Genomic DNA, 14,726 nt, shown 5'->3' with positions numbered 1-14,726 from the left:
CCTGCGCGCTCCGCTCTTATTTTGTACCTTTGCGCTACGTTAGGGCTTGCTCCCATATCTATTGTGGAACTGCTGGCAAGCTATGGGCACAAACACGCGATACAGATGAAAGAGCTACTTGAAAAGTTTGAGAACAGGCGGCCGGAGATCGTTTTTGAATGGAAAGACGCTGAGACCGAAGCGGAGGGCTGGGTGGTGATAAACTCGCTGCGGGGCGGGGCCGCCGGGGGCGGCACGCGCATGCGCAAGGGCCTCGACAAGCGCGAGGTGGAGTCGCTGGCGAAGACGATGGAGGTGAAGTTCACCGTGTCAGGGCCCGCCATCGGGGGCGCCAAATCCGGCATCAACTTCGACCCGGCCGACCCGCGCAAGCGTGGCGTGCTGGAGCGCTGGTACAAAGTGGTGATTCCGCTGCTGAAGAACTACTACGGCACCGGCGGCGACCTGAACGTGGACGAGATACACGAGGTGATTCCCATCACGGAAGAGTACGGCCTCTGGCACCCACAGGAGGGCATCGTACACGGGCACTTCAATGCCACAGAGCCTCAGAAGATAAACAAAATCGGGCAGTTGCGCCAGGGCGTGGTGAAAGTGATAGAGGACCCGAACTACTCTCCCTCCACAGCACGCAAATACACCATCGCCGATATGATTACGGGCTATGGCGTGGCAGAGTCTGTCTGCCATTTTTATGCCATCTGGGGAGGCCACCACGAAGGCAAGCGGGCCATTATCCAGGGCTGGGGCAATGTAGGCGCCTCCGCAGCGTACTACCTGGCCTCCAAAGGCGTTAAAATCGTCGGCATCATCGACAGGGCCGGCGGTCTGATAAAAGGGGAGGGCTTTTCTTTTGAGGAAATAACCGCCCTGTTCCTCAACCGGCAGGGCAACACGCTAAACCCGGAAGGGCTGCTGCCTTTCGAGGAAGTGAATGCGCATATATGGTCCATGCCTGCCGAGATTTTCATTCCTGCCGCCGCCTCCCGCCTGGTGTCGCGGGCGCAGGTAGAGCAGATGATCCGCAACGGCATGGAGGTCATCTCTTCCGGGGCTAATGTGCCCTTCCAGGACCCGGAGATATTCTTCGGCCCCACCGGGGAGTACGCAGACCGAAACCTGGCCGTGATCCCGGACTTTATCGCCAACTGCGGCATGGCCCGCGTGTTCGCCTACCTGATGGAGAGCGAGGTGGAGATCACGGACGAGGCTATTTTCGGGGACATCTCCGCCACCATCCGCACGGCGCTGCAGAAAGCCTATGAGAAGCGCGCCCAGAAAACCGAGATCGCTAAAACAAGTTTTGAGATAGCCCTAAGCCAGCTGCTGTAAATGAACACCATGAACTGGAGAGAAATACTCGCCTATGAGTTTTTAGGCAATACGGTGCGTGATTTTTTGATTTTCGCGGGCATCCTGCTGTTCGGCTTCATCTTCAAGACCGTGCTGTCGCGGTTGCTGTCCAGGATACTGTATAAGCTGGTAAACCGCTTCACGGCCGGGGAAGACAACCAGCAGGCTTTCAAGCGCCTGCTCATACAGCCGCTGGAGGTGCTGCTCTTCCTTGTGTTCATGTACTTCGCGTTCGTGGCGCTGAACTACCCCCTCGATCCCACCGAGATACGCGACGGCGATCACATCATCAAGGCCTTCGCCTTCCGCACCTACCAAGTGTTCGTGATCGTGGCGCTCACGTGGGTGATCCTGCGCTTCGTCGATTTCATTGGGCTGATATTTAAGCTCCGGGCCGAGAAGACCGCCTCCAAACTGGACGATCAACTGGTGCCTTTCTTCAAGGACTTCTCGAAGGTGCTGATCGTGCTTTTCTCGTTCCTGGCGATGCTGGGCCTCGTGTTCGGGGTGAACGTGGCAGGGCTGGTGGCAGGGCTCGGCGTGGGAGGCCTGGCCATTGCCTTTGCCGCCAAGGAGAGTCTCGAGAACCTGCTGGCCTCTTTCACCATCTTCCTGGATCAGCCCTTTGTGGTGGGCGACCTAGTGCAGGTGGCGGAGCTGGTGGGTGTGGTAGAGAAGATAGGCTTCCGTAGCACGCGCATCCGCACCCTCGAGAAGAGTTTTGTGACGCTGCCCAACAAGTTCATGATAGACAAGCCGCTGGACAACCTGACGCTGCGCACTTTCCGGCGCGCCAAGTTCGACATCAGCCTTACCTACCACACCTCCTCCGAGCAAATGCGGGCCATCACCCGCGATATACAGGCCTTTATAGACAGCCATCCCCGCACCAATTCAGACGGCCGCGTGCGTTTCCTGAACCTTGCCTCCCACTCGAAGGATGTGATGGTGCTGTATTTTGTGGACACCATGGACTGGAACGAGTACATTGATGTGAAAGAGGAAATCAATTATAAGATTGTGGAAATTGTAGGACGCCACGGCGCAGCCTTTGCCATGCCGACACAGACGCTGTACCTAAAGCGCCCGTCGCAGAATCCACCCACCACAACGCTAGAAAGGCCTTCCTATACAAGGGAATCGGATATGGAGTAGCCTAACTATATATGAACAAAAAAGCCGGGGAAGCCCCGGCTTTTTTTTCACCCTTATATTATTAATTTTCTATTTTTATAATGGCGGCTGCAGAAGTGTAGCCTCCACTCATTATTTAGTTCTAAACCTCATTACCGCAAACCCTTGTTGCAGTTTTGATTTCTTTAACGCCCCGCTCCGACCTTAGTTACAGCGAAACCCGTAATACCATTGACACAGCTCCTTTTTTAACGTGAACGCATGAAACTGGCATGTGAACGGAGTATATAAATTACTCCATATATAACCACCTCTATTTACACTTTATATAGAGAAAGCTGCTACAGGGTGCTTTATAACACATCGCTATAGCAGCTTTCCCTGTTGGTTTTACCCTAATCGAAGTCGAAGTAGGTGTCCTCGGCCAGCTCCACTTCCTTTTCCTCTGTCTTCGGCTTTTTGCCGCGCAGCAGGTCTTTCAGCTCCCGTCCCTCCTCCTTCAGGTCCGTTTTCACCTTCTGGCGCACCCGCTCCTTGTCGTAAGCCAGCTTGAAATCCTGCTCATTCCCCTTCAGCGTCAGGAAGAGGCTGCTGTTACCGGCATCCGTGTCTTCGGCCACCACTCCAAAAGCCAGGTCTTTGTCAGGGCGGCGGCTCCCGAACAAGGGCAGCTTTATCTTGTAATCCATCTGCTGGTCGAAGGTGTGCGTGCCTGATATGGACACCGTGGGCGCTGCCGAAATATTGGACCGGATATCCATCTCCGGTATATAAATGGTGCGCTGCTGTATCCAGAAATTGTTGTGCAGCTCGGCAAAGCGCATGTTGGCCAGCTCTGAGCGTTTCACAAACGCCGACATCTTCTGCATGGGTGCAAAGTTGATGAGCTGCCCGTTGCGCACGGTGGCGTCTATCTCGGCCTGCAGCAGATTGGTTTTGGGGTCGAGCTGGCTGTTCAGGAACACATCCGACACGATGTTGGCAGTGAGTTGGCCGCGCAGGTGGCGCGCTTCTATAAAATTCTGGTGAAAGTTCTCAAACACGTAGAAAAGGCTGTCCACGCTCATGTTGGTGAGTTTCGCGGCTGTGCTCAGTTTGATATGGTCGCGGGTGCGGGCGTCGAGAGAGCCGCGCACCGCAAATTCGCCCCCTATGGCCTCAAAGGATATGTTCGGCGACGACAACACCTGATTGCGCAGCTTCACCTCCCCCTGCACCTGCTTGCCCCGGAAGCGCCTGAACCGGAGCCTGTCGATGGAGGCGCTCAGGTCGAAGGCGATGTTCGGCGATATCGCAAACTTGTAGCTGTCGCCGGTGCCGGTGCGGTCTGCCTCGGCGGTGTTCTGCTCCTCGCTCAGCAACTGGTCGAAGTTGAGGTAATTGCTTTTGAAGTCGGCCTCCACCAGCAGGCGCTGCCGAGGCAGCAGCAGCCAGGCCATCATGTTCCTGAACATGCCGTTTATCACAAAGTCAGAGTCACCCCACCTGCCCTTGAAATCCGACACCGCCACGTCGTTGCGCTTGAACATGAAGTTGCCGCTCAGGTTGCGCAGCGGCAAGGGCAGGTCCTGCATGGTGAGCGACACGTTGTGCAGCGTGACATCACCGGTAGTGCTGACGGTGCTGTTGCCGGGGCGGGCCTTGAACTCGTTCAGGTTGCCAGAGAACGCAATGCGCACGTCAGCCAGGCCGCTTCCCTTGCGCACCTCGTCCAGTTTGGCCAGCCCCAGCACATAGCCTACGTCCAGCATCCCCTGCACATCAAAGGCAATGTCAGGGTTGTTGAAGTTGCGGTACGTCAGGTTGCCCTTGAACGGCCTTCCGTTCAGCACGCCGCTCAGGTTCTCCAGCTTAAGCGTGGAGGTGCTGGCATTCTGTTTCTCCCCGTTGGTAAAGCTGCCTTTCAGGTTAATCTTCTCTACCCGCTGCTTCACATCGGGGTGGTAAAAGGAGGCATCGCGGGCCCCGAAGCTGACGCTGATAAGGGGTGTTTCCTTCGCGGACGCGTTGCCTTTCACGGTGCCGGAAAAGTATATATCCCCCTCGCTGCGGTACTGGCTGAACTCACGGGTTATATCCTGCGGCAGCAGCGACAGCATAGACTGTATGTTGGTGTTCTTCCCCTCCACCTTCAGGTCGAGGAACGTGGGGCCGGTATAGTCGATAGCGCCGGCCACCTCGTAGGCAGCGCCCTCTATCTTCACCAGCGACGGCTGCAGTTGTATCGCCTGCTCCTTCCGGGCTATGGTGAGGTCTGTTGCCAGATTAACCTTTTTGCCCTTGAAATATTCGCCGGTGCCCACCTTGATGTTATGGATGGTGGTGTTGCCGTTTGCCTCTATCACAATGGCTTCAGGGGTGATCGCCATGGCGGCCACCAGCTCTTGCGCGTTCACGTTATAGGTGTGCTGGAGTTGCTGGTCTATATAGTGCATGTCTACATTATGCAGGCTCATCTTCTCCAGGTCAAAAGAAAAGCCTTCGCTGCCGCCTGAAGAAGTTGTATCGGCGGCAAACACCTCGTAGTTCACTGTCCCGTCCGGCAGCACTTTTACATACACCTCGCCCTTCTCCATATAAAACTCCTTCACGCTGTAGGTGCCGCGCAGCACGTCCAGCACACTGAAGGTGAAGTACAGCTTATCGGCCCGCGCCAGCGACTCCTCGCTCTCCGGCAGGCCCTCATGTACGTTCACCTGGTCCAGGCTCACGGCCACATGCGGGAACTTGTCGAACAGCGAAAGCGAAATCTGGCCCACCTCCACCTTGGTCCGGATGTGCTTGTTGGCCTCCGCCACAAAAAGCCCGATGATTTTATCCTGATAGGTGTACACCAACGCCACAGCTATGCCCACGGCAGCCACCATGACGGCAACTGCATAAAATAGCATTTTTTTAATAAACCTCATTTTCACCACCCGAAAGTTCAGATATATAGGGCCTTACCGAAGCTAAAGGTACAGCAGTTAAAACACGCGCACAAGCGGCTGTTTGCCCGGAAAAAAATTTTGACAATTTTTCTGCAAATGTTTTGCGGTTAAAAAAATATGCTTCATATTTGCATCATCAAACAGGGACAAAAGGTTCCTAACGGTATAGAATGGGGTGTTAGCTCAGCTGGTTCAGAGCACCTGCCTTACAAGCAGGGGGTCACTGGTTCGAATCCAGTACGCCCCACAAAAGGACAACTGCAAAGTTGTCCTTTTTTTATGTCCCTGCCTCTCGTTGTTTTGCCTATTCCTATATACCACAGCCGCTTTGCCTGTATGCCCTGCTAAAGCAACGCTACAGGTCGGGCTATCGTATCCGGCCACCCACTCTTCGCTGGCGACAGATTATATATAACAAGAAACAAAGTAAATAAGAAGAAGCTATGCGGTGATGGCGGAAAAATGCGCGTGCAGTTTCAGCACCTGCGGGATGAGCAATTGCCGGTCGTCGTTATATATAATATGGTCGGCGCGGGCCATGCGCTCTTCCTCACTCAGTTGCTTGGCCATAATAGCCTTTATGTCAGCCTCTGTGCGGTGCGGGTCGCGCTGGAGCAGCCGCCTGATGCGCACATCCGCCGGGGCATAGACCGTGATGATCTGGTCCATCTGTTTCCAGGCATCTGACTCATACATCAGAGCGGCCTCTTTCAGCACATAGGGTTTGTCGGCGTGCGTGGCTGCCCAATTGGCGAAGTCGTTGCCCACATGCGGGTGTACCAAGCTGTTGAGTTGCTCCAGCCGCTCCAGGTCGTTGAACACAATCGTGGAAAGGTAAGGGCGGTTTAAGTCGCCTGCCTTCGTGAAAGTCTGGGGCCCGTAGGCGGCTATGAGTTCCTGCCGGAGCGCCTCGTCGTGGCGCATCAGCCACTTGGCGCGTGCGTCAGAGTCATATATAGGTGCCCCAAGCAACGCGAACATGCGGCAGACGACTGTCTTCCCTACCCCTATTCCGCCGGTGATGCCTATTTTCAGCATGATGCTACTGTGGTTGCTGTGGCTGCACCTGTTGCTGCCTCACTACTTTAAACCTGTCCGGCCACATGACAATGTTGCGGACGCCCCGTGGCTTCTGCACCAGTTCGGGCACTATGGTGGAGTCCTGCGCATGGAGCTTGCTGTAATCCAAAACTACTTTAAAGCCGCGTTGGTCTAGCAAGGGCAGGGAGTCCTGCAGCACCTGGTAACGCACCATCGTGAGGGGTGGCCGTATGGCCAGCCTTACGCCTTCCGGCACATTGATCAGATCTGGGGGCACCTGCCGTTCGTCCTGGGCGAGGCTCTTCACGGTTACGGCTATCTGCGCCTCCTGCACATTGGCCTGTATCAGCGACTCATCGCCGTATTCTATCGGCACCGATATCTCAGCGGTCTCCGTCAGCGGCTCCTGCTGCTCGGGCAGGTGCAGCACAAAGGGGTTGGGCAGGCTGTCAATAAGCGACGCTGGCCCAGTAAAGGTGACGGAGTCCGGAGAAATGCGCACCGGCCCGAGCACCACGTGCTGGTTGTCGGTGAGGGGGCGCGAGGTGGCGAGGCGCAGCGGAAAGCGCTCGGTTACTTTTTCATCGAAGTGGAAGAAGATGGTGTCTGTCACCACAAAGTTCAGCTCCAGGCCATCCAGAGAATTGACCAGGGCCGGGCGCAGCGCCGAACCGAGCAGGTAGTTGTTGCGGGGCAGGTTGCGGATGTAGATTTCGGCCGGTTGCACCTCCAGGCGCAGGGTCTTGCGCAGCAGTTTCCAGCCTTTGCCGGTCACGTTGATGGCAACCTCCTCCGGCAGCGGCCTGATGGGAATGAGCGCGCGCTGGTCGTACACAAACCGGAGGGGGTAAGTGGTTTGCGTGGAGTAGCTTTTGTTGAGCGCGTTGAGAAGCCAGAAGGTGGAGGCCGCCACAAAGCAAAGCACCACTACCCGCCAGTAGTGCTTTGTGCGTGGCTGGAATGGCCTCACAAGCCACAGAACTATATCTTTTGCTTTCTCAACAGGCAATTTAAGCTGGCTTTTGCAACCTCATGGTGGCCTCCATTGATACGGAAGCCTTGTCAAACGTCAGGCGTACGCCTTTATCAACTTCTAACGTTATGGTATCGTCGTCTATTGCAATCAGTTTGCCGTGCAGGCCTCCGATGGTGATCACCATCATGCCCTTGGTGAGCTCTTCGCGGAATTTCTTCTGGTCACGCACCTTTTTCTGCTGCGGCCTGATCATGAAGAAGTAGAAGACGAGGATAATGGCGCCAAACATGAGTAGCTGGGGCAGCATACCCGCGTCTGGCGCCTGTAACAGGATATTTTTCATATAGCTGGGGTGTAGACTCTATAAACGGCGTGGCAGCTTAGTTGCGGCGCACCGGTCCGTCTGCTCCGGCAGTCGGGATGCTGTTGGCTTCCACATTGCCCTTCATGGACACTTTCACGATGTTAGGCTGCGTGTTGGCACGCACCGTAACCGTGGGGTACTGCTGCCCCATTTTACCGGCGCTGTTAAACTTCACGTCAATCTCCCCTGTCTCACCCGGGGCAATCGGCTCTGTGGGCGGCTGCGGCACGGTGCAGCCGCAGGAGGCCGTGGCGCTTTCGATAATCAGCGGCGACTTGCCCGTGTTCGTGAACTTGAACGTGTGGTCCACCACGTCACCCTGCTTAATGGTGCCGAAGTCATACTCGGTTTCTTCAAAGGTAATGACAGGAGCGTTGGCGTCTGTGGCACCGGCTTCGCCTTCAGCAGCGGCGGTTACCACGTTCGGGTTCTCGATTGGCTGTGCGGCGTTGCTTTCTGCCACGGAGGCTTCGCTTGCTACTGTATCGTTCCCTGCGTTGTTGTCGCAGCTAGCAGTGAAAACAGCTACAGCAAGGCTTGCTGCAAAAATCAGGCTCTTTCTCATATCAGTTACGTGTAAGGGTTCTATGCTACTTGGTTATATATGAATTATAATCTTGAGATGATGTGGCGGGCAAACTCCATGGTGCCGGCCTTTCCGCCCAGGTCGCCGGTACACTCCTCTTTGTGCGCCAGGGTTGCCTCCAGCGCCGCCTCAATATGTTTCGCCTCCTCTTTCAGATCGATGTGGTACAGCATCAGGATAGCCGAGCGGAGCAGCGCGGTCGGGTTCGCGATTCCCTTGCCAGCTATATCCGGGGCAGAGCCGTGTACGGCTTCAAATATGGCAATCTCGTCGCCGATGTTGGCACCGGCCACCACGCCGAGCCCGCCCACCAGGCCAGCACAAAGGTCAGACAGGATATCGCCGAACAGGTTCGTCGTCACAATGACATCGAACTTCTCCGGCTTCACCACCAGCTGCATGCACATGTTGTCGATGATGATGTTGTCGGCCTGCACGGCAGGATAGTCTTTGGCGATCTCGTCGAACACCCCCAGGAAAAGCGCCCCGGCATGTTTCAGGATATTGGCCTTGTGTACCGCTGTCACTCGTTTGCAGCCGTGTTTGGTGGCGTATTCGAAGGCGGCACGCACAATTTTCTCGCAGCCCTCGCGGGTCACGCGGGAAATAGAATCGGCAATCTGCAGGCGCTCGTCAAATATCTCCAGGCCCGAATAGAGCCCTTCAGTGTTCTCGCGGAAAAGCACGAGGTTTACGTTGTCGAAGCGGGTGTTCACGCCAGGGGTGGTTTTGGCGGGGCGCACGTTCGCGTACAGGTCAAACATCTGGCGCAGCTGCACGTTCACGCTCTTGAAGCCCTTGCCCACCGGCGTGGTGATGGGCCCTTTCAGGGCCACCTTGTTCTTGTTGATAGAGGCAATCAGCGTCTGGGGGATCAACTCGCCAACGGCATCAAAGGTGGTCTGGCCCGCGTTCTCTTCTTCCCACTCAACGGGCACGTGGGCAGCACTAAAGACCGCTTTAACAGCTTCTGTAATCTCAGGACCTATCCCGTCGCCGGGTATTAGGGTAACTTGTCTCATGCGCTATATCTCTTTCCTGCTATTGATCTCGTTGATGAGCGAGTCCACGTCACCCAGCAGCTTCTCTGCTTTGTCTTTGGCGTCCTGTATCACGCGCTGCCCTTCTGACTTGGCGCTGGATGGCAGATTGTCGGTTTTGGCGACCAGTTGCTGTGTCAGGTCGGCCAGCGTGTCACGGTATTTCTCCAAGCGGTAGCTGAGCCAACTGCGGGTCTCCCTCCCTTTTTCGGGGGCAAACAGGATGCCCGTGATGGCACCTACGGCAGCGCCGGACGTGAAGGCCAATAATACGGTTGTCGTTTTACTCATAGTTCGTATGCTTTTAAGTCGCGGGTCGTTCTTATACCTTACGGCATTTCTGCCGCACCGGCCGGCCCGGGGAAGAGCGCCTGCTACTTGTTGTCGATCAGGCCCCGCCCCGATTTGCGGATCTCCCCTTTGGTCGTCAAATCCTGTGCCATCTTGTCAAGCACGCCGTTAATAAACTGCTTGCTCTTGGGTGTGCTGTACAGTTTCGAGATCTCGATGTACTCGTTGATGGTCACCTTCACGGGGATGCTGCGGAAGATGTGCATCTCGCAGAGCGCCATCTTCAGGATAATCTTGTCGAGCATGGCCACCCGCTCCACGTCCCAGTTCTTCACGCTTTCGGCAATCATGGCCTCGTAGCGCTCCTCCTCCTGCACGGTCTGGAAGTACAGCTCCTCGAAAAAGGCTTTATCGTCCTCCCAGTTCGCCGAAAGGTCCAGCAGTTGCACCTCCTCCTCTTCGGGCTCCTCCCCGAAAATCTTGATGGTTTTGTTCACGAGGCTCCTGACAATGGCTTTGTTCTCGACCCAGTTCAAATCCTGCTCCTCAAACAAAGATTGTAAGTTTTTTTCTTTAAAGATAATGTTTTTAAAAATATGTTTCACCGCTTCCAGGTCGTCCTCCAGGGTCGGCTGGGGCAGCGCCAGGTAGTTCAGAAAGGCCTCGTCTTGCTTCAGGATACTTTTATATACCGCCCGGATTTCGCTGATGTCGGAGCCCCAACTGATGTTGCGCCGGATGATGTGCTGCTGGTAGGATTTGCTGCGGAGCAGGCGCTGCACCACGCGGTTCTGCAGAAAGCGCGTCACGTCGGGGCCGCTTGTGGCCGTAAACCGCTTTTCCTTTTTCTCCTCCTCTTCCTCTACCAGGCTCACCAGCACCTCCAGTATCTGCAGCGTGCCGAGATAGTGGTCATATATGCGCTCCACGGCGGCCAGCATCTGGTTGCCGTAGAAGGTGTAGTCCTTCTTGAGGAGGTTCTGGTAATACACGATCGCCCTGTTCACCGCGTCCACCGTCTCCTTGTCCGACTCCTCCGCATCGAACTGCCCGGTTTCGTGCCACTCTTTGAAGAGCAGCGTGGCGATTTGCTTTCTGCCCTCCAGCAGTTTCCTGTCCTGCACCTCCATCGAGTTCAGGTCCGGGGCAAAATCCTCGCTTATATGGTCCAAAGCCAGGAGGTAATCGGAACCCACGGCCTGCTTGTAAGCATAAATAGCCTGCATGGCCTTGATTCGTAGTGTTCTGCGGTTAAGCATATTTGAAAGAACGTAAGTTGGGTATATCGTAAAAAACAGGCGGCTGCGCCTGGTAAAGTATTTTGGGCGGCTCTCTCCTAAAGAGAAGAAAACGGGCTAAAGTTCCGCGCACCTGCCAGGCAGCCTGCGGCGCCCGGGTTATATAGGACTGTCTAAAAAGTGGCGCGCACTTTCCCGATGCGCTTGATGCGGTTCTCCGCCATTTTCACGGCCGCCTGCTGGGTGGACAGTCCCTCTTTCTCAGCAAGCTCGAAGACATCCAGCGTGATGCCATATATGCGCTCGGCCTTGGCGTAGGCGCTTTCGCGGTTATAGCCCCCCAACTCCGACGACACGTTTATCAACCCGCCCGCGCTCATCAGGAAGTCCGGCGCATATATAATGCCCTTCTCTGCCAGGGCCGGGCCCTGCACTTCCTCCTCGCGCAGCTGGTTGTTGGCGCAGCCCGCAATGATGCGGCACTTCAGGCGGTCGATGGTGGCGGCATTGATGGTGCCTCCGAGGCCGCAGGGGGCGTAGATATCCACTTCCAGGCCATATATATCCTCCATGGACGCCACCTGGGCTTTGTGTTTTTTGGCCACCTCGCGCAGGCGGTCCTCATATATATCAGCTATATAAATCTCGGCGCTCTCCTTGCTCAGCAGTTCCACCAGGTAGCCGCCCACATGGCCCACGCCCTGCACGGCTATTCTCTTCCCGGCCAGCGAGTCAGATCCGAAGGCTTTCTTGGCGGCGGCCTTCATGCCCATATAGGTGCCGTAGGCGGTGACGGGAGACGGGTCGCCGCTGCCGCCCATGCTCTCGGGCAGGCCGCACACGTGCTCGGTCTCCATCCGGATATACTCCATGTCCCTGGGGGTGGTGCCCACATCTTCGGCGGCGATGTAGCTGCCGTTGAGGTTTTTGACGAACCGGCCGAACCTGCGGAGCAGCGCCTCGTCTTTGCCCTGCTTGGCGTCGCCGATGATCACGGCCTTGCCGCCGCCCAGGTTCAGGCCCGACACGGCCGCCTTGTAGGTCATGCCCCTCGAAAGGCGCAGCACGTCGGCCAGCGCCTCTGCCTCCGAGGCGTAGGCCCACATGCGCACGCCGCCCAGCGCGGGGCCCAATACGGTGTTGTGGATAGCGATGATGGCCTTTAAACCCGTATCTTTGTCGTGGCAGAAAACAACTTTCTCGTGATCGTGTTCTGATAGCTGATGGAAGACCGACTTGTCCTTTCCCGCCCCGACTTCTTTTAACCTGGCCATTTATAATAGATATGATGCGTTGTTCTATCTTTGCAGCACTGGCGCCACCGGCACCCTCTCCCCCTACGCAACGCAAAATTAATTCTTTTTTTTAGTATTTCAATTTGTACTTTGTGAGACTACGTAAACGCCCTAAGGCAGCAAACTTATCCTGTGAAATCATTACGTTACATTAACAAATACCTGCTCCGATATAAATACAGGCTCCTGTTGGGCATCCTGTTCACTATTATCTCCAACTTCTTCCAGATACTGCCGGCGCAGATCGTGCGCCACGCCTTTAACTTAATCAAGGAGGGCATCAGCCTGTTCGGGCTGTACGAGGGGCTGGCGCAGCAGGAGCTGGTGTACGACATCTTTGCCAGCAGCATTCTGGTATATGGCGTGGTGATTCTGGTGATGGCCCTGCTGCGCGGCGTGTTTCTGTTTTTTGTGCGGCAGACCATTATCGTGATGAGCCGCCTGATCGAGAACGACCTGAAGAACGACATATACGCCCACTACCAGAGCCTGCCGCTGAGCTTCTACCGCCGCAACAACACCGGCGACCTGATGTCGCGCATCTCCGAGGATGTGAGCCGCGTGCGCATGTATGTGGGCCCGGCCATCATGTACGGCATCAACCTGGTGGTGCTGTTCCTGATGGTGATCCCCTATATGCTGTCGGTGAACGTGAAGCTGACCATCTACACCCTCATCCCGCTGCCGGTGCTGGCCATCAGCATCTATTACGTCAACAACATCATCCAGCGCAAGTCCGACGAGATACAGCGCAGCCTCTCGGGCATCACCACGTTTGTGCAGGAGGCTTTCTCCGGCATCCGGGTGCTCAAGTCGTTTGTGCGCGAGAGCGACTCGCACAACAACTTCACCACCGCCAGCAACGACTACCGCGACAAGTCGCTGGAGCTGAACTTCGTGAATGCGCTGTTCTTCCCGCTTATCCTGTTTCTGGTGGGCCTCAGCACCATCATCACGGTATATATAGGCGGCCAGGAGGTCATCAACGGCAGCATCACGACGGGCAACATCGCCGAGTTCATCATCTACGTGAACATGCTGACCTGGCCGGTCACCTCGCTCGGCTGGACGGCCAGCCTCGTGCAGCGGGCGGCGGCCTCGCAGGAGCGCATCAACGAGTTCCTCCAGACCAAAAACGACATCATATCCCGCCAGAACATCAGCAGGCCCATCAAAGGCGACATCGTGTTCGAGAACGTGGATCTTATATATCCTGACACCAACATCCAGGCGCTGAAAGGTGTGTCGTTCGACATCCGGCACGGCGAGACGCTGGCTATTGTCGGCAACACCGGCTCGGGCAAAAGCACCATCGCCAACCTGCTGCCGCGCATGTACGACGTGACCAACGGCCGCATCCTGATTGACGGCATAGACGTGCGCGACTACAATATCCGGAGCCTGCGCAGCCAGATCGGGTACGTGCCGCAGGACGTGTTCCTGTTCTCCGACACCATCAGCAACAACATCGGCTTCGGGCTGCCGGCTATCACCGAAGAGCAGATGGTGCAGTCCACGAAGGACGCGGACGTGTATGAGAACATCATGCGCTTCCCGGAGAAGTTCGAGACAAAGCTGGGCGAGCGGGGCATCACGCTTTCGGGCGGGCAGAAACAGCGGGTGTCTATTGCGCGGGCGCTGGTGCGGGAGCCCAGCATCCTCATCCTCGACGACTCGCTCTCGGCCGTGGACACCAAAACGGAGAACGCCATCCTTAACAGCCTGCGCCGCATCATGGACAACCGCACCAGCATCATCATCTCGCACCGGGTATCGTCGGTGAAACTGGCCGACCGCATCCTGGTGATGGAAGACGGCGAGATTGTGCAGCACGGCACGCACGAGGAGCTCATAAACCAGGACGGCCTGTACAAGGTGCTGTACGAGCGCCAGCTGCAGTCGGAGGACCTGGAGTAGGTTCACCGTTTCTTAAGCCCCGTTCACACCCTGCAGGCACTGTGTAGGCTACCGAAAACGCCTCAAGGGATTTATTTGGGGCAAATTCTGTTATAAGCACGTATAGTTATTCTGATAACCCTCAAAAAACACTTGCATATGGCCGTTGACTTACAACAAATCGGTAAAAGGTTCAGGTTTTACACTAACCTCAAGGAGCTGGAGGTGGAGCAGTTGAAAACCATGACCGGCAGCGACGAAACCACGCTCTCCAACATTATATGTGGCCAGAACTACGCGCTGGATGAGCTGGTGGCCATCGTAAAGCACTTCGAGGACTTGAACCCGCAGTGGCTTATATATGGCGAGGGCAGCATGTTTAAACCGATGAGTGAGGACGGCACCTGCAAAGACGGCCAGAAAGGCTGCCTGAAGAAAGACAAGGTTGCGTACCTGGGGCAGATGAAGGAGATGCTGCAGGAGCTGGACGCCGCTGAGTGCGCCAAAGGCCACCACGCCGACGTAGACGCCCTGAAAGCAAAGCTGGACGCGTTCAAGGCGATGCAATAAATGCTGGTCGCC

Annotated in this window: 13 protein-coding genes and 1 tRNA gene; 5 read left to right on the top strand and 9 right to left on the bottom strand. The window is 56.0% G+C overall.

Annotation, left to right across the window (positions count from 1 at the left end):
- The first annotated feature begins 105 nt into the window (after positions 1-105).
- Together GSQ62_RS12135 and GSQ62_RS12130 are read left to right on the top strand one after the other, a co-directional pair.
- Positions 106-1,332 (top strand): Glu/Leu/Phe/Val dehydrogenase dimerization domain-containing protein, encoded by a 1,227-nt coding sequence (locus tag GSQ62_RS12135; protein WP_161889745.1) that lies wholly within the window; start codon positions 106-108, stop codon positions 1,330-1,332.
- Between the two features lie 9 nt (positions 1,333-1,341).
- A complete protein-coding gene (locus GSQ62_RS12130; RefSeq protein ID WP_202621780.1) occupies positions 1,342-2,508 on the top strand; it encodes a mechanosensitive ion channel family protein in 1,167 nt (388 codons plus the stop codon).
- A 374-nt stretch (positions 2,509-2,882) separates the two neighbouring features.
- Here GSQ62_RS12130 and GSQ62_RS12125 read toward each other — a convergent pair whose 3' ends face one another.
- The gene (locus GSQ62_RS12125) at positions 2,883-5,378 is read right to left on the bottom strand and encodes a DUF3971 domain-containing protein (protein ID WP_237586609.1); all 2,496 of its coding nucleotides are present in this window, start codon (positions 5,376-5,378) and stop codon (positions 2,883-2,885) included.
- 211 nt (positions 5,379-5,589) lie between these two features.
- On the opposite strand from GSQ62_RS12125, the gene GSQ62_RS12120 reads away from it, so the two are divergent.
- Positions 5,590-5,664 (top strand) — tRNA-Val (locus tag GSQ62_RS12120).
- A gap of 194 nt (positions 5,665-5,858) precedes the next feature.
- Here the strand turns inward: GSQ62_RS12120 and coaE are convergent.
- The 8 genes from coaE to GSQ62_RS12080 form a co-directional block, all read right to left on the bottom strand.
- Positions 5,859-6,455 (bottom strand): dephospho-CoA kinase, encoded by a 597-nt coding sequence (gene coaE, locus GSQ62_RS12115; RefSeq protein ID WP_161889742.1) that lies wholly within the window; start codon positions 6,453-6,455, stop codon positions 5,859-5,861.
- Positions 6,456-6,459: 4 nt separating this feature from the next.
- A complete protein-coding gene (locus tag GSQ62_RS12110) occupies positions 6,460-7,428 on the bottom strand; it encodes a YbbR-like domain-containing protein (RefSeq protein ID WP_237586608.1) in 969 nt (322 codons plus the stop codon).
- Positions 7,429-7,468: 40 nt separating this feature from the next.
- Entirely contained in the window at positions 7,469-7,777 is a 309-nt protein-coding gene (gene yajC / locus GSQ62_RS12105) for a preprotein translocase subunit YajC (RefSeq protein WP_161889740.1), read from the bottom strand.
- A 37-nt stretch (positions 7,778-7,814) separates the two neighbouring features.
- A complete protein-coding gene (locus tag GSQ62_RS12100; protein ID WP_161889739.1) occupies positions 7,815-8,363 on the bottom strand; it encodes a DUF1573 domain-containing protein in 549 nt (182 codons plus the stop codon).
- 44 nt (positions 8,364-8,407) lie between these two features.
- Positions 8,408-9,406: an isocitrate/isopropylmalate dehydrogenase family protein gene (locus GSQ62_RS12095; protein WP_161889738.1), complete on the bottom strand. Its 999-nt coding sequence runs from the start codon at positions 9,404-9,406 to the stop codon at positions 8,408-8,410.
- 3 nt (positions 9,407-9,409) lie between these two features.
- Positions 9,410-9,715 (bottom strand): YtxH domain-containing protein, encoded by a 306-nt coding sequence (locus tag GSQ62_RS12090; protein ID WP_161889737.1) that lies wholly within the window; start codon positions 9,713-9,715, stop codon positions 9,410-9,412.
- 83 nt (positions 9,716-9,798) lie between these two features.
- The gene (gene nusB, locus GSQ62_RS12085) at positions 9,799-10,974 is read right to left on the bottom strand and encodes a transcription antitermination factor NusB (protein ID WP_161889736.1); all 1,176 of its coding nucleotides are present in this window, start codon (positions 10,972-10,974) and stop codon (positions 9,799-9,801) included.
- Positions 10,975-11,126: 152 nt separating this feature from the next.
- Positions 11,127-12,227 (bottom strand): Glu/Leu/Phe/Val family dehydrogenase, encoded by a 1,101-nt coding sequence (locus GSQ62_RS12080; protein ID WP_161889735.1) that lies wholly within the window; start codon positions 12,225-12,227, stop codon positions 11,127-11,129.
- 153 nt (positions 12,228-12,380) lie between these two features.
- Between GSQ62_RS12080 and GSQ62_RS12075 the strand changes: the two genes are divergently transcribed.
- Together GSQ62_RS12075 and GSQ62_RS12070 are read left to right on the top strand one after the other, a co-directional pair.
- Positions 12,381-14,165, top strand: coding sequence for an ABC transporter ATP-binding protein (locus GSQ62_RS12075; RefSeq protein WP_161889734.1), 1,785 nt, complete (start codon positions 12,381-12,383; stop codon positions 14,163-14,165).
- 138 nt (positions 14,166-14,303) lie between these two features.
- A complete protein-coding gene (locus tag GSQ62_RS12070; RefSeq protein WP_161889733.1) occupies positions 14,304-14,714 on the top strand; it encodes a hypothetical protein in 411 nt (136 codons plus the stop codon).
- Positions 14,715-14,726: the final 12 nt, after the last annotated feature.

It is taken from the genome of Pontibacter russatus (assembly GCF_009931655.1).
Classification (GTDB): domain Bacteria; phylum Bacteroidota; class Bacteroidia; order Cytophagales; family Hymenobacteraceae; genus Pontibacter; species Pontibacter russatus.
Note: the sequence above shows the minus strand (reverse complement) of the source record. Positions and strands in the feature narration are given on the sequence as shown.

Coding starts and splice junctions, on each gene's coding strand:
- GSQ62_RS12135 (WP_161889745.1), top strand. CDS start 106: ATGAAAGAGCTACTTGAAAAGTTTGAGAACAGGCGGCCGGAGATCGTT.
- GSQ62_RS12130 (WP_202621780.1), top strand. CDS start 1,342: ATGAACTGGAGAGAAATACTCGCCTATGAGTTTTTAGGCAATACGGTG.
- GSQ62_RS12125 (WP_237586609.1), bottom strand. CDS start 5,378: ATGCTATTTTATGCAGTTGCCGTCATGGTGGCTGCCGTGGGCATAGCT.
- coaE (WP_161889742.1), bottom strand. CDS start 6,455: ATGCTGAAAATAGGCATCACCGGCGGAATAGGGGTAGGGAAGACAGTC.
- yajC (WP_161889740.1), bottom strand. CDS start 7,777: ATGAAAAATATCCTGTTACAGGCGCCAGACGCGGGTATGCTGCCCCAG.
- GSQ62_RS12100 (WP_161889739.1), bottom strand. CDS start 8,363: ATGAGAAAGAGCCTGATTTTTGCAGCAAGCCTTGCTGTAGCTGTTTTC.
- GSQ62_RS12095 (WP_161889738.1), bottom strand. CDS start 9,406: ATGAGACAAGTTACCCTAATACCCGGCGACGGGATAGGTCCTGAGATT.
- GSQ62_RS12090 (WP_161889737.1), bottom strand. CDS start 9,715: ATGAGTAAAACGACAACCGTATTATTGGCCTTCACGTCCGGCGCTGCC.
- nusB (WP_161889736.1), bottom strand. CDS start 10,974: ATGCTTAACCGCAGAACACTACGAATCAAGGCCATGCAGGCTATTTAT.
- GSQ62_RS12080 (WP_161889735.1), bottom strand. CDS start 12,227: ATGGCCAGGTTAAAAGAAGTCGGGGCGGGAAAGGACAAGTCGGTCTTC.
- GSQ62_RS12070 (WP_161889733.1), top strand. CDS start 14,304: ATGGCCGTTGACTTACAACAAATCGGTAAAAGGTTCAGGTTTTACACT.